Raw genomic sequence first — 13,791 nt, 5'->3', positions numbered from 1 at the left:
TCGACACCGCGTCACAGATAGCACGGCCCGAGCTTGCGGACCTCCACCGTGCACCATGCCGCCGCCGGGCACTCGGCGGCAATCGCCACCGCTTCGGCGTGCGTCTCGCAATCGAGCAGGAAGAAGCCGCCGATCATTTCCTTCGCTTCCGCGAACGGCCCGTCGATGACGCGCGCGTCGCCTTTCACCGTGGAAACGCGCGACGCGTCCGCGAGCGACGTCAGCGATTCGCACGCGCGCAAGACGCCGCGCGCCTTCAGTGTGTCGGCGAACTCGACCATTTGCCGGTACGCCTCCCGCCCTTCCTCGGCCGTGCGCTGCGCGCGCTGACCGACGGGTTCAACGATGAGCAACAGAAAAGCCACGGCGGTCTCCTTTGATGAAGTTATGTGCCGACAAAGTTAAACCGGCATCGCCTGAACAGCAACCTTCGTTCGCCACCCTCATTAGTCAGACGAAAAGAAGTAATTGTCGTACGTTACAAGACGTTACGAGCTGTTACGTGCCATTGTCTGAGTTATCCCGTAGTATTTGCCTCCGTCGGCCGGTAAGCGGATTGCCCAGAAGCAATTTATACCGCCGGTGTCGCATGCCCTCAGTAGAGCGTCGCGCGGCGGTGGCCACCGCTGTACGTCCGCTCGTCCATCACGACGGCGCATTCGTTCGCTTCTTCGACATCCGGCCCAAAGCCGGGAGAGGCGAATACGTCGGTTCCCTGCCCGTCCCGAACCCGATGCCGAAGGCGTCGCCGGTCGCCTGCGCGCGTCCGGTCCATGCATATGAATCCATGAAGAAGAATACTTTCCTGCTTTCGACGCTCGTTCTCGCTCTCGCCGGTTGTGGCGGCAGCGACGACGCCTCCTCGCCCGCGTCCGTCACGAACGCGGCCAACGCAACGGCCGACGGCTCCACGGCGGCCGACCCGACTGCGGTCGCCAAGGCGGCGAGCGCGCAATCGATGACCTGCGGCGCGCCCTCGGCAGCGGCGGCATCGGGCGGCAGCGGACAGATCACGGCGGACACGCCGAGCAGCGACGGCTCGCGCATGTTCCCCGCCGGCACGAAGTTCCAGGTGGCGATCACGACGCGCGCGGCTTCAGCCGACACGCTCAAATGGACCATCGCCGACGCGCTCGGCAAGACGGTCGCGAGCGGCAGCTTCCCGGCGCCCGCCGCGGCCACGAAGATGACGCTCACGTGCTCCTCGACGCTCGCTGGCTATTTCGCAGTCTCCGCGACGCTCGCCAATCACGGCGGACAGGTTCAGACGGCCGGCACGCGCCCGAACGGCATCGCCACCTTCGGCGTGATTCCGGATCTCGGCGGCGTGATTCCCGCCGTCACGTACGCGAAGCAGGAACAGCATCGCTTCGGCATGCAGGGCTTCAACGGCAACGGCACGATGCTTGCCGCGCTCGGCATTTCGTCGACGATCGACGACCGCCAGATGTCCGTGATGGAGCCGAATGGCCGCTTCGCGTTCAACCCGAACGCGAACAATCTCGACCCGTTCTATACGTCCGGCAAGATCATGCGCCTCGTCCGTCTGGACGGCATTCCCGGCGGCGCGAGCATGCACGGCCTGAGCCCCGACTACAGCTACATCCCGAACGACCTGAACTACTACGCGAACTACATGGGCCGCGTCGGGCAGGAAACCGAGGCGATCCGCGCGCGCTACTACCCGACCATGTCGGCGAACTACTATCAGGTGACGTGGGAGCCGTACATCCTGTGGAAGGACACGGACGTGAACTTCGTCGCACTCTACAAGGCGGCGTATCAGGGCCTGCATTCGAAGGACCCGCACGCGGTCGTCATGGGTCCGGCCGAGCCGTTCCCGTCGCTTACCACCGATCGCCTGAAGCGCCTCGCGCCGCTCGGCCTCGCGCAGTATCTCGACGGCATCGCGACGCACGGTTACTACGATGCGGGCACGTCGCCGTCGCATCCGCCGGAGCGTCATCACACGGACGCGGACCCCGCCGATGCCGCGAACTCGCTGCTCAACGAGATGCGCAACCTGCGCGCGGAAATGGCGAAGGACTACAAGCCGAACATGAAGCTCTTCGTGACCGAGACGGGCATCAGCTATGACATCGGCGCGAACTACGGTCCGAATTATCCGACGCCGAACATTCTGTTCGCGCATGGCGCGGTCGTCGCGCGCGCGCACATCATCCTGCTCGGCGAAGGCGCGGATCAGACCTACGTGTTCTTCGGGCCGGACTTCCCCGGCGAGCCGGGCTACGGCACGTTCTTCGATCTGGATCATGCGCAGGCCGCGTTCGGCACGACGAACATCAGCCCGAAGCCGGCCGCGATGGAAGTCGCCGCGATGACGCGCGTGCTCGACGGCACCACCACGCTCGGCCCCGTGAACAACCTGCCCTCCGGCGTGTACGCCTACGCGTTCCAGCAACTCGGCAACGGCAAGGTCATCACCGCGCTCTGGACGCACAACAACGCGGTGTGGCCGGCTTCGAACGGCGCATTCAGCACGACCTACAGCACTGCCTACAAGCTCAATGTCGATGCCGCCGGCACGAGCGGCACGGTGAAGCTGATCGACGCGATGGGCAACGTGTCGAGCGCGCCGTACACGAACGGCGTGGTGACGCTCACGCTCACCGAGTCGCCGCAGTACGTCGTTTCGACCAACGCGGATGTCGCGAAGAAGAACGCGACGAAGCCGCAGGGTTACACGGGCATGTGAGCTCCGCGCCGTAGAAATGCGAACGCGCCCGCTATCTCGATATTGACAGCGCCGCGCGTTCGCACCGATACTGCGTTTCATGCACGCAATCCTTTCCCTCGCCATCGCCGCGATTAAAAACCCAGTGAACGCCATCATCGGCGGGTCATCGGGAGAACGCGTGCGCTAGCGAGACAGGCAAGCAAGTCGATTCCGAAGGCCCCGCCGCAAGACGGGGCCTTTTTGTTTGATGCGTGCCTGGCCTTCCGTCTTCGGCTCTAACATGGAGAGCAGGATGGAAGAGCTATCGCAAGTTCTAGAAGGGCGTGGCGCGCGCCACGGCGTCGCCTCGGGCAAGCTGCATGCGTCGGGCGCGCGCGTGGTCGTGTATGTCGAAGTGCTGCCGCATCAGACGGTCTCGTGGCGGCTTGCGCGCGATGCTGAATTGCGCGCGGATGCCTCGATATGGCTCACGCGTCATGAGGACCCCTACGATTACTGGCTCAAGCCGGGCGATGTCGTGCGGCTTGCGCGCGGCGAACGCGTGTGGCTGTCGTCGGAGTCGGAGCGCGCGGTGGAGGTGTCGCTGACATCGTATCGCGCGAAGCACGTTCGGCCCGCGTGGGCGCGCATTCTTGCCCGCTTCGTGCCGCGCGCCGTGAACGCGCTCTGATGGCGGCCGCCTACGGTGCCGTGCAGCGGAAGCTCGCGGCCACGTTCACTCGTCCCTTGCCGAGATAGCGCGGATAGCCGGGGTATCGGCAGATGGGACGCGTGCGTCCGTTGGTGGCCGGCGCTATATCCGTGCCGATGAGCGTCTCCGGCGCGACGCCGTTCGTCACCCACTCGTCGAGCGCGCCGAGTTCGTCCCATGCGGGAATGAACACGCCGTTGCCGTGCTGGAAGCCGGGCACCATGTAAAGCCGCATGAACGAATCGACGGTTTCCTGCCCATATCGCTCGACGAGCCCGCGATAGAACGCGATGGTCTGGTTCGGGCTGATCACTTCGTCGGCGAGGCCGTGCATGGCGACGAGCTTGCCGCCGTGCGCGATGAACGCCGAGAAATCCGGGTTCATCGCGCCGACCGTATAGGCGAGCGTGACGAGCCGCTGCCGGTAGCGGCCGGGGTTGTCGATATCGAACGAGAGTCCGCTCACCGCCGCGTCGCGCGTGACGAAGTGGCGGATATACGCGTCGCCCTGCGCGAAGAGATAGCCGTTCGCGGCGAACGTCGGCGGGTTCACGAGCGTGGGCGAATCGCCGAGGCCGAGCATGCCGGAGAAGTCCACGCCCTGAAACACGTTGTAGCCGGGATAGGTCGCGACGCCATAAGCGAGGGGATAGCGCATCGAAAGACCGTCGCGCAGCAGTTCCAGCGTGTCGAGTTGCGCATCGGAGAGACAACTGTCGCGCAGCGAAGGACGCTGGCCGTTCGCGCAGCGCAATGACGCGATGATCTGCGGTTCCAGTTGCCGGCACCCTTCGACATTGCCGACGATGCCGTCCGCGAGACCGTCGAGCCGGTCGCATTCGTGGATCACCGTCTCGTACACGCGCCGTTGCTGCGCGAGCCCGACGAAGCCGCCCGGCTTCGCGTACGACGCCTGCCCCACTTTCACGCCGAGCAACCGCACGCCCGAGAAGTTGATGGCGGGCGCGTTGGCGATCACGCCGTCATAGTCGTTCGGGAACCGCTCGATGACCGTGAAGCCTTCGCGCCCGCCCGTCGAGCCGCCCGCGAAGTAGATCTTGTCGGGCAAGCGCCCGTAGCCCATTTCGATCAGCGCGAGCGCGACATCGCGCGTTTTCTTCAGATGCGCGAAGCCGAAGTTGACGATGGCTTCGTCGTTGACCGCGAAATCCGCGCGTCCCGAATTGCCGACGTGCCCCGAGTCCGAGCCGAAGGTCGCGTAGCCGCGCGCGAGCGGCGTCGAATCGGGCGCGAAGGGCATCGGCTCGGTGCCGGACACGAGCACGCCGTTGTAGCCGCCGCCGCCCATCTGCAGCGCGCGACCGTTCCAGTGGCTCGGCAGGTTCACTTCGAAGCGGATGTCCGGCGTCGTCTCCTGAATCGCGCGGATGATGCCCGTCACGCGGCAATACTCGCCGTTGCGATTGCCCGGCGCGGCCGCCTTGACCGCCGACGCCGTGACGATCAGCGCGCCGCGCGTCGGCAAGCCGATGATCGACGCGAGCACCGTCTTGCCGGCGAGGTCGTCGCAGTGCTTGGTGACGTACGCGGCGGCGTGCGCGCACGAAAGCGGCAGCAGCGCGAGCGCGGCGGCGAGCAATGCCCAGCACGCGCGGCGCGAGGCATCGGCGAGAAAAAGACGGCGGAGAGAAAGCACGGGCTGGAGTGGATAGTTCAATGGCCGCTCAATATATAAGAAGCGTTTCGGGTTAGCCATTCGGGGCCGCCGCCCGGCGTTGCGGCGGCACGACGTGATTGATCCGCCCAAAGCACGCCGCATTCCCTACTCCCCGTCCCACTCCCCGCGCAGATCGCTCGTCTCCAGAAGCTGGAGCAGCGTCTCCGCCGGCCGGCTCAGATGCTTCGCGCCGAACGCGATGAACTCCACTTCGGGCAACTCCGGCAACTCCGCCCGATTGACGGGCGGCGCGAGCCCGCGGCCCGCCAGAAAGTGCGAGCGCACCGTGAGGCCTAGCCCGCCGCGCGCCGCCGCGATGCAGCCCGCGTGGCTGCTGCTCGTGCAGACCATTTGCCAGCGCGCACCGGTCATCGCGAGGGAATCGAGCACCACGGCGCGCGTGACGCTCGGCTCGGCGACGAGAATCAGCGGCAACGGCAGCGTCGTATCGACGACGGTCCCCGGCTTCGCGAGCCATTCCAGCCGCCCGCTGAAAAGCCGCGTGCCGCGCGCATCGCCGAGACGCCGCTTGCCGACGGCAAGATCCAGTTCGCCCGCGTCGAGCAGTTGATACAGCCGCCCGGTCATGCCGATGGTGATTTCCAGTTCCACGTCCGGATGCGTGTCGCGAAACGCGGCGAGCACGCTCGGCAGCGGTCCGAGCGCGAGATCGTCGGATGAGCCGAGTCGCACGCGCCCGCGCAAGCGCCGCGAACTGAACTGCGATTCCGCGTGCGCCATCGCTTCGAGAATCACCCGGGCGTGGACGAGCATTGCTTCGCCGTCGGCGGTGAGCGCGAGCGAGTGCGTGTCGCGCAGGAAGAGCCGCCGGCCGACGCTCTCTTCCAGGCGCCGGATATGCTCCGACACGCTGGATTGACGCAGGCCGAGTTGCCGCCCGGCTTCAGTAAAGCTGTGCGACGCGGCCACCGTCGCGAAGGTGTTCAGCCAGAGCGGATTGAGCATTCGGGCATTGTCATCGGCAAAGTCGATCACAGTCAATGCGGTTAGCGGGCTTCCCGATGACGCCCGCAGTCACTAAGATTTCACACATGCGCTGAAAACGGTTCCAGCGCGACGCCCGGCCCTCTCCTTCATGACCAGACAGTCTTCGCACACGGCGCTTTTGTGGATTGTCGCCGTGGGTTTTTTCATGCAGGCGCTCGATACGACGATCGTCAACACGGCGCTGCCTTCCATCGCGCGGGACGTGCACGCCGCGCCGCTCGCGATGCAGTCGATCGTCGTCGCCTACACGCTCACGATGGCGCTGCTCACGCCCGCCTCCGGCTGGCTCGCCGACCGCTTCGGCACGCGGCGCGTGTATTTCGTGTCGATCAGCTTGTTCGTCGTCGGATCGCTCGCCTGCGGGGGCGCGCATTCGCTCAATCAACTCGTCTTTGCGCGCGTGCTGCAAGGCATCGGCGGCTCGATGCTGCTGCCGATTGGCCGCCTAGCGGTGTTGCGCGCTGTCAGCGGGGAAGCCTATGTGTCCGCGCTCGCGATGATTTCCGTCGCCGGACAAGTCGGCCCGATTCTCGGCCCGACGCTCGGCGGCTGGTTCGTCCAGTCGTTCACATGGCACTGGATCTTTCTGATCAACGTGCCGATCGGCGCGGCCGGCCTCTACGCGGTGCAGCGCTTCCTGCCCCACGACACTTTGCACGACGCGCCGCCCTTCGACTTCATCGGCTGCGGCTTGCTCTCGCTGTGCATGGTCGCGTTTTCGCTCGCGCTCGATCCTCCGGTGCAGACGCATCGCGGCGCGCTGTCGGCGGCCCTCTTCACGCTCGCGGCGATATCCGCGTTCGCCTACATTCCGTATGCGCGCCACCGGCGCAATCCGCTCTTCAAGCTCGCGCTTTTTCGTGAACCGAACTTCAGCGTCGGCCTGATCGGCAATCTGCTGTGCCGCATCGGGTCGAGCGCGGTGCCGTTTCTGCTGCCGCTCATGATGCAACTGGAACTCGGCTATAGCCCGCTGCATTCCGGGCTCATGATGCTGCCCATCGCGATTGCGGGCACCGTCTCGAAGCGCTGGATCGCGCGGCTCGTCAAGCGGTACGGCTACGACACGTTCCTGTTGGTGAACACGGCGCTGGTCGGCGCGTCGATCGTCGCCTTCGCGGCTTTTTCGCCGTCATTGCCGCTTTTCGCCGAAATCGTGATTCTCGCGATCTTCGGCGCATGCAACTCGATGCAGTTCGCCGCGATGAACAGCGTCACGCTCAAGGGTTTGTCGAAGCAGGACGCGGGCAGCGGCAACAGCCTGTTCTCGATGGTGCAGATGCTCGCCATCGGGCTCGGCGTGTCGATCGGTGGCTCGCTCGTGCAGGTCTTCGAGGGACACTTCGGGTCGGCGTCGCTCGGCTTCAAACTGAGCTTCGCGTGCATGGGCGTGGTCACGTTGCTCTCGGGCGCGGTGTTCCGCCGGCTCGATTCCGCGCCGCAAGCGTCCGCGCCGACGCCCGCCGCACGATAAGCAGGCGCGCACGGTACGGGCTATCCTGCCCGTTGCCGCACGCCTTCTTCCCTTCTTCTGGAGCGCAACCGTGCAATACCGCAAATTCGGCAACACCGGACTCACCGTATCTCGTCTCACACTGGGCACGATGACCTTTGGTCTGCAGACCGACGAGAACGTGTCGCGCAGCATCATGGATCGCGCGAGCGAGGCAGGCGTCAATTTCATCGATACCGCCGATGTGTATCCGCTCGGCGGCACGCACGATATCGTCGGCCGCACGGAGGAGATCGTCGGGCGATGGCTTGCGGGCAAGCGCGACCAGTTCATCCTCGCGACGAAGGCCGTCGGCGTGATGGGTCCGCTCGACTGGAACAAGGGCGCGTCGCGCAAGCACCTGCTCGATGCCATCGACGCGTCGCTCAGGCGCCTGAACACCGATTACGTCGATCTGTATCAGCTGCATATGGACGACCGCGACACGCCGCTCGACGAAACGCTCGAGGCGCTCGACGTGATCGTGCGGCACGGCAAGGCGCGTTATATCGGCGTATCGAATTTTCTGGCGTACCGGCTCGCGCGGGCGCTGGGCCGCGCGGACGTGCTGCGTACCGCGCGCTTCGTCTCGGTGCAGCCGCGCTACAACCTGCTCTTCCGGCAGATCGAGCGCGAGTTGCTGCCGCTTTCGACCGAAGAAGGGCTCGCCGTGATTCCGTACAACCCGCTCGCGGGCGGCCTGCTGACGGGTAAGCACAAGCACGGCGCGGCGCCTTCCGAGGGCCGCTTCACCGCGACCGTCGGAAAGGCGGGCGAGATGTATCAGGAGCGTTACTGGCACGAGCGCGAGTTTCAGACCATCGAGAAGCTGAAAGAAATCGTCGCGCCGACCGGGCGTTCTCTTGCGAGCACGTCGCTCGCGTGGGTGCTGGAAAATCCCGCGGTGACATCGGCGATCATCGGCGCGAGCCGCCCGGAGCAGCTCGACGATACGCTCGCCGCCGTCGATCAGCCGCTCGATCCGGACATCAAGGCGAAGCTCGACGATGCGACCGTCGAATACCGCTGGGGCGATGCATCGCGCTGAACGGCGCTAACCGGCGCTGACCGGCGCTGAACGGCATCGGTCAGATCAGGCTGCCCGTGCCCGCCGCGCCGAGTAGACGCCTTCGAGCGAATACAGCGCGAGCGCGGCCCAGATGGCGCCGTAGCCGATCAACTGATCGTGCCCGAACGCCTCCTGATAGATCGCCACGCCGATCAGCAGTTGCAGCGACGGCGTGATGTATTGAATGAGCCCGAGCATGGACAGCGGAATGCGCCGCGCGCCGGCGGCAAACAGCAGAAGCGGCACGGCCGTCACCGGTCCGGCCGCCGCGAGCAGCAGCTTTACGCTGATGGTCGCGTGCGCGAAGCCGCTTCCTCCGTGCGAGCCGAGCACGAAGAGATAGAGCAGCGCGACCGGACACAGCAGCATGGTTTCGAGTGTCAGGCCTTCGAGCGCGCCGAGCGAGGCGGTCTTGCGCAGCAGGCCATAGCCGCCGAACGTGAGCGCAAGCGCGAAGCTGATCCAGGGCGGCGCGCCGTTCACCCATGTAAGCCACGCGACGCCCAGCGCCGCCACGATAACGGCAAGCCACTGCACCGGCCGCAGGCGTTCGTGCAGGAACGCCATGCCGAACAGCACGTTGACGAGCGGATTGATGAAATAGCCGAGACTCGCCTCGACGATACGCCCCGCGTTCACCGCCCAGATATAGATGCCCCAGTTCGCGGAGAGCAGCACCGCGCTCGCCGCGAAGCGCGCGAGCAGCCGCTTGTCGCGCAGCACGGGCACGAGCCATTGCCATTGACGGCGCGCGGTCAGCACGATCAGCAGGAAGAGCATCGACCACGCCATGCGGTGCGCGAGCATTTCGATCGCGCCGATCGAATGCAGTGCCTTGAAGTAGATCGGGAAAAGACCCCAGATGGCAAAAGCCGCGAATGCGTAGACGACGCCTGGATTCATGGTTCGATGCGTGACGCAGATGTAAGCCGTTCCGGACGTGGCCGGAAGCCGTCTGCAAGAAATGGAAGCCGGATTTTAGTCGATGCGGACGACCGAACCGGGCATCGCGAACGTCAGGCGAGCTTCGTGCTCGTAGCGTGCGTGAAAGCTCGCCGACAGCGCGTGCTAGCATGGCCCGCTGACCCTCGCCCTCCCCGCTTTTTTGCCTTTTCCCGTCGCCGCTAATGAACAACAACCAGTCCGTTCACCAGAACTTCTTTCATATCCTGCTGTTCGTCGTGACCGTCGCGCTCGGCTGGGTGCTGCTGCCGTTCTTCGGCGCGATCTTCTGGGGGGCGATACTCGCGCTGCTTTTTCAGCCGATGCAGCGCTGGCTCACGGTGCGCTTCGGCAAGCGCCGCAACCTCGCCGCGTTGACGACGCTCGCGGCCGCGATTCTCATCGTCATCATCCCGGTGTCGGTGGTCGCGGTGACGCTCGTGCAGGAAGTCGCGCTGGTCTATACGCGCATCAAGAGCGGCGATCTGAACTTCGGCATGTACTTTCAGCATGTGCTTCATGCGCTGCCGGCTTCCGTGCAGCAACTGCTCGGGCGTTACGGCCTCGACGACATCGGCGGCGTGCAAAGCAAGCTGATGGAAGGCGCCTCGCGCATCAGCCAGTTCGCGGCGGCGCAGGCGCTGCTCATCGGTCAGAACACGTTCCAGTTCATCGTGAGCTTCGGCGTGATGCTCTATCTCGTGTTTTTCCTGCTGCGCGATGGCGGCGAGATCGGGCGACGCATCCGCCGCGCGCTTCCACTCGATCCGGCGCCGAAGCAGCATCTGATCGCGAAGTTCACGACCGTCGTGCGCGCGACGGTCAAGGGCAACATCGCGGTGGCCGCCGTGCAGGGCTTTCTCGGTGGGCTGATCTTCTGGATTCTCGGCATCAACGGCTCCTTGCTCTGGGGCGTGCTGATGGCGTTTCTGTCCCTCTTGCCGGCGGTGGGCGCGGCGCTCGTCTGGGCGCCGGCCGCGCTCTACTTTTTCATGACCGGCGAGATCTGGCGCGGGCTGGTGCTGGTGGCGTTCTGCGTCGTCGTGATCGGGCTCGTGGATAACGTGCTGCGCCCGATTCTCGTCGGCAAGGACACGAAGATGCCCGACTGGGTCGTGCTCATCTCGACGCTCGGCGGCATGGCGTTGTTCGGTATCAACGGCTTCGTGATCGGGCCGCTCGTGGCCGCATTGTTCATGGCGAGCTGGGATATCTTTTCGCAGGATGAGGACGGGCAGTAGGCAAGAAAAATGGCTCCGCGAAGGAGCCATTTTTTCATTGCACACTAATCTCGATCAGCGCGAATTCGGCGCCGTATACCGGCAGTCGAAGCGCTTCCTCACCGTGCCGTTTTCATCGACGCTTTCCAGATACACATCGAACTGCCACAAGCGCGCCATGTGCTTGAGCACTTCGTCGCTGTCGTTCGACAGATGGCGATTGTCGGTCATGAAGTGACGCAGCGTGAGACTGCGGTCGCCGCGCGTGTTCACCGAATACACCTGAATGTTCGGCTCGCGATGATGAATGTCGTACTGCCGCGACAGCGCCTGCCGCACATAGCGATAGCCGCTTTCATCGTGAATGGCCGAGACTTCGAGCGCGTCGCGCATGTCGTCGTCGAGGATCGAGAAAAGGCGCATCTCGCGGATCAAATGCGGCGACAGATACTGCGCGATAAAGCTCTCGTCCTTGAAGTTGCGCATCGCGTAGTGCAGCGATTCCAGCCAGTCGCTGCCCGCGAGGTCGGGGAACCACTCGCGGTCTTCGTCCGTCGGGTTCTCGCAGATGCGGCGAATGTCGCTCATCATCGAAAAGCCGAGCGCATACGGGTTGATGCCGCTGTAATACGGCTTCGTCACCGGCGGCTGATAGACCACGTTCGAATGCGAGTGCAGGAACTCCATCATGAAGCCGTCTTCTAGCCGGCCTTCGTTGTAGAGCGTGTTCAGCAGCGTGTAGTGCCAGAACGTGGCCCAGCCTTCGTTCATGACCTGCGTCTGCCGCTGCGGATAGAAATACTGTCCGACCTTGCGCACGATGCGAATGACTTCGCGCTCCCAAGGTTCCAGGAGCGGCGCGTTCTTTTCAGCGAAATACAGCAGGTTCTCCTGCGGCTCCGGCGGATAGCGGCTTTCGATTTCCTCGGCCGACGGCGCCTTTTTGTTCGGCAGCGTGCGCCACAGTTCATTCACCTGCGATTGCAGATACGCCTCGCGCTCGCGGCGCATCGCGGCTTCTTTCGCGAGCGACAGCTTTTGCGGACGCTTGTAGCGGTCCACGCCGTAGTTCATCAGCGCGTGGCACGAGTCGAGCAGTTCCTCGACGCGATCCAGCCCGTGACGCTCCTCGCATTCCGCGATGTAATTCTTCGCGTACACGAGGTAATCGATGATCGCGTGCGCGTCCGTCCACAGCCGGAACAGATAGTTGCCCTTGAAGAAGGAGTTATGCCCGTAAGCGGCATGCGCGATGACGAGCGCCTGCATCGTCATCGTGTTCTCTTCCATCAGATACGCGATGCACGGATTCGAGTTGATGACGATCTCATACGCGAGGCCCATCTGCCCGCGCCGGTAGCTCTTTTCCGTCGAGAGAAAGTGCTTGCCGAACGACCAGTGCCGATAGTTCACCGGCATACCGACGGACGCATACGCATCCATCATCTGCTCGGCGCTGATGATTTCGAGCTGGATCGGATACACGTCGAGCCCGTAGCGATTCGCGACGCGCGATATTTCGGCGTCGTACTCCTCGATCAGCTCGACGCTCCAGTCCGATGGGCATGGCAGCGGCCGCCGTTTTTCTGCAACGTTCATGCTTACCTCGTGCGTCGTGGCGGACGCATTGCGTTGCCCCGCTTCCGGTCCGAGTTTCGACGGCGCACGATCGTCCGTGCCGTCGAGATGATATCCACGCGTTTCGTTGTTCACGTGCCTCGTCGTCATGCGGCCGCCTGTTGTTTTTCGAAGAGTTCGCGGAACACCGGATAAATGTCCGAGGCCGAATCGACCTTCTTCATCGCCAGTTCAGGCGCGCCGGCCGCAAGTTGAGCATACTCCAACCACAGGTTCTGCTCTTCTGGCGCGACTTGAATATACGCAAAATACCGCACCTTCGGCAGGATGTCCTCCGCGAGGAGCTTGCGGCACTTCGGGGAATCGTCGGTCCAGTTGTCGCCGTCCGATGCCTGTGCGCCGTAAATGTTCCATTCAGTCGGCGAGTAGCGCTCGTCCATGATCTTCTTCATGAGTTCGAGCGCGCTCGACACCACCGTGCCGCCGCTTTCCGTCGAATGAAAGAACGTGTCTTCATCGACTTCTTCGGCGCGCGTATGATGACGGATGAACACGACCTCGATCTTCTCGTAGTTCCGCTGGAGGAAGAGATACAGCAGGATGAAGAAACGCTTCGAGAGATCCTTGCGCTGCTCGTCCATGGAACCGGACACGTCCATCAGGCAGAACATCACCGCCTTGCTGGAAGGCGTGGGCTGCTTGACGCGATTGATGTAGCGCAGATCGAACGGATCGATGAACGGAATGCGTGTGATCCGTCCCTGCATGATGACGATATCCGCTTCCAGCCGCGCGATGTCGTCCGGATTGCCGTCCTCTTCCTTCAGTTGTTCGAGCTGGCGTTCCATCTCGCGCAATTGCGCCGACAGCGGCCAGCCGAGCGCGATGCGCCGGCCGAGCGCGCTGCGCAGCGAGCGCACCACGTCGATGTTATTCGGCGTGCCTTCCGCCGCCCAGCCCGCGCGCACGTTCTTCCACGTCGGCACGGCCAGCAACTGCGTCTTGACGAGGCGCGGCAGTTCGAGATCGTCGAAGAAGTACTGCATGAATTCTTCGCGCGACAGTTCGAAAACGAAATCGTCCTGGCCTTCGCCCTCGTTGCTCGCGCTCTTGCCGCCGCCGCCCGAACCGCCTTGTGGACGCGGAATCTTGTCGCCGCGCACGTAGTCGGCGTTGCCCGGATGCACGTATTCACGCTTGCCGCCCGGGCCATGCCGGAACGACGGCTCCGCGATGTCCTTCTTCGGAATCGTGATGCTCTGCGTGCTTTGAATGTCTTTGATGCTGCGATCGCGCACCGCGTCGGAAACGGCGCGGCGAATATAGTTCTTGACGCGTCGCAGGAAGCGTTCGCGGTTCGCGATGCTCTTGTTCTTGCCGGCTAACCTGCGGTCGATGATTTGGTGCAGCACATC

The 13,791-nt window shown here is 64.0% G+C and carries 11 protein-coding genes; 5 read left to right on the top strand and 6 right to left on the bottom strand.

Translation table 11 applies throughout. The features are described 5' to 3' along the window. Positions 1-11: 11 nt before the first annotated feature. The gene (locus JYK05_RS06565) at positions 12-365 is read right to left on the bottom strand and encodes a YciI family protein (RefSeq protein ID WP_175940330.1); all 354 of its coding nucleotides are present in this window, start codon (positions 363-365) and stop codon (positions 12-14) included. Positions 366-787: 422 nt separating this feature from the next. Here JYK05_RS06565 and JYK05_RS06560 point away from each other — a divergent pair, with 422 nt between their 5' ends. Next, positions 788-2,716, top strand: a complete 1,929-nt coding sequence (locus JYK05_RS06560) for a hypothetical protein (protein WP_206468146.1) — start codon at positions 788-790, stop codon at positions 2,714-2,716. A gap of 274 nt (positions 2,717-2,990) precedes the next feature. After that, positions 2,991-3,368, top strand: coding sequence for a DUF2917 domain-containing protein (locus JYK05_RS06555; protein ID WP_175940329.1), 378 nt, complete (start codon positions 2,991-2,993; stop codon positions 3,366-3,368). 10 nt (positions 3,369-3,378) lie between these two features. Here JYK05_RS06555 and JYK05_RS06550 read toward each other — a convergent pair whose 3' ends face one another. Next, positions 3,379-4,989 carry a tannase/feruloyl esterase family alpha/beta hydrolase gene (locus JYK05_RS06550; RefSeq protein WP_371826417.1) on the bottom strand — a complete coding sequence of 537 codons (1,611 nt, stop codon included), beginning with the start codon at positions 4,987-4,989 and terminating at the stop codon, positions 3,379-3,381. A 183-nt stretch (positions 4,990-5,172) separates the two neighbouring features. Continuing rightward, the gene (locus JYK05_RS06545) at positions 5,173-6,033 is read right to left on the bottom strand and encodes a LysR family transcriptional regulator (protein ID WP_206468143.1); all 861 of its coding nucleotides are present in this window, start codon (positions 6,031-6,033) and stop codon (positions 5,173-5,175) included. 130 nt (positions 6,034-6,163) lie between these two features. Between JYK05_RS06545 and JYK05_RS06540 the strand changes: the two genes are divergently transcribed. Further along, a complete protein-coding gene (locus tag JYK05_RS06540) occupies positions 6,164-7,549 on the top strand; it encodes a DHA2 family efflux MFS transporter permease subunit (RefSeq protein ID WP_206468142.1) in 1,386 nt (461 codons plus the stop codon). Positions 7,550-7,619: 70 nt separating this feature from the next. Continuing rightward, a complete protein-coding gene (locus tag JYK05_RS06535) occupies positions 7,620-8,615 on the top strand; it encodes an aldo/keto reductase (RefSeq protein WP_206468141.1) in 996 nt (331 codons plus the stop codon). 45 nt (positions 8,616-8,660) lie between these two features. Here JYK05_RS06535 and rarD read toward each other — a convergent pair whose 3' ends face one another. Beyond that, a complete protein-coding gene (gene rarD / locus JYK05_RS06530) occupies positions 8,661-9,539 on the bottom strand; it encodes an EamA family transporter RarD (RefSeq protein ID WP_175940324.1) in 879 nt (292 codons plus the stop codon). Between the two features lie 224 nt (positions 9,540-9,763). Between rarD and JYK05_RS06525 the strand changes: the two genes are divergently transcribed. Continuing rightward, positions 9,764-10,819 carry an AI-2E family transporter gene (locus JYK05_RS06525; RefSeq protein WP_175940323.1) on the top strand — a complete coding sequence of 352 codons (1,056 nt, stop codon included), beginning with the start codon at positions 9,764-9,766 and terminating at the stop codon, positions 10,817-10,819. Between the two features lie 54 nt (positions 10,820-10,873). On the opposite strand, the gene JYK05_RS06520 is transcribed toward JYK05_RS06525, so the two are convergent. Further along, positions 10,874-12,526: a SpoVR family protein gene (locus JYK05_RS06520; RefSeq protein WP_175940322.1), complete on the bottom strand. Its 1,653-nt coding sequence runs from the start codon at positions 12,524-12,526 to the stop codon at positions 10,874-10,876. Continuing rightward, positions 12,523-13,788: a YeaH/YhbH family protein gene (locus JYK05_RS06515; RefSeq protein ID WP_175940321.1), complete on the bottom strand. Its 1,266-nt coding sequence runs from the start codon at positions 13,786-13,788 to the stop codon at positions 12,523-12,525. Before JYK05_RS06515 ends, JYK05_RS06520 begins: the two co-directional genes overlap by 4 nt. Positions 13,789-13,791: the final 3 nt, after the last annotated feature.

The organism is Caballeronia sp. M1242, assembly GCF_017220215.1.
GTDB lineage: Bacteria > Pseudomonadota > Gammaproteobacteria > Burkholderiales > Burkholderiaceae > Caballeronia.
The sequence above is the reverse complement of the archived record's forward strand: the minus strand, read 5'-3'. Positions and strand labels throughout refer to the sequence as shown.

Excerpts from the sequence above, each read along its gene's own strand:
- JYK05_RS06560 (WP_206468146.1), top strand. The coding sequence starts at position 788 with ATGAAGAAGAATACTTTCCTGCTTTCGACGCTCGTTCTCGCTCTCGCC.
- JYK05_RS06555 (WP_175940329.1), top strand. The coding sequence starts at position 2,991 with ATGGAAGAGCTATCGCAAGTTCTAGAAGGGCGTGGCGCGCGCCACGGC.
- JYK05_RS06545 (WP_206468143.1), bottom strand. The coding sequence starts at position 6,033 with ATGCTCAATCCGCTCTGGCTGAACACCTTCGCGACGGTGGCCGCGTCG.
- JYK05_RS06540 (WP_206468142.1), top strand. The coding sequence starts at position 6,164 with ATGACCAGACAGTCTTCGCACACGGCGCTTTTGTGGATTGTCGCCGTG.
- rarD (WP_175940324.1), bottom strand. The coding sequence starts at position 9,539 with ATGAATCCAGGCGTCGTCTACGCATTCGCGGCTTTTGCCATCTGGGGT.
- JYK05_RS06525 (WP_175940323.1), top strand. The coding sequence starts at position 9,764 with ATGAACAACAACCAGTCCGTTCACCAGAACTTCTTTCATATCCTGCTG.
- JYK05_RS06520 (WP_175940322.1), bottom strand. The coding sequence starts at position 12,526 with ATGACGACGAGGCACGTGAACAACGAAACGCGTGGATATCATCTCGAC.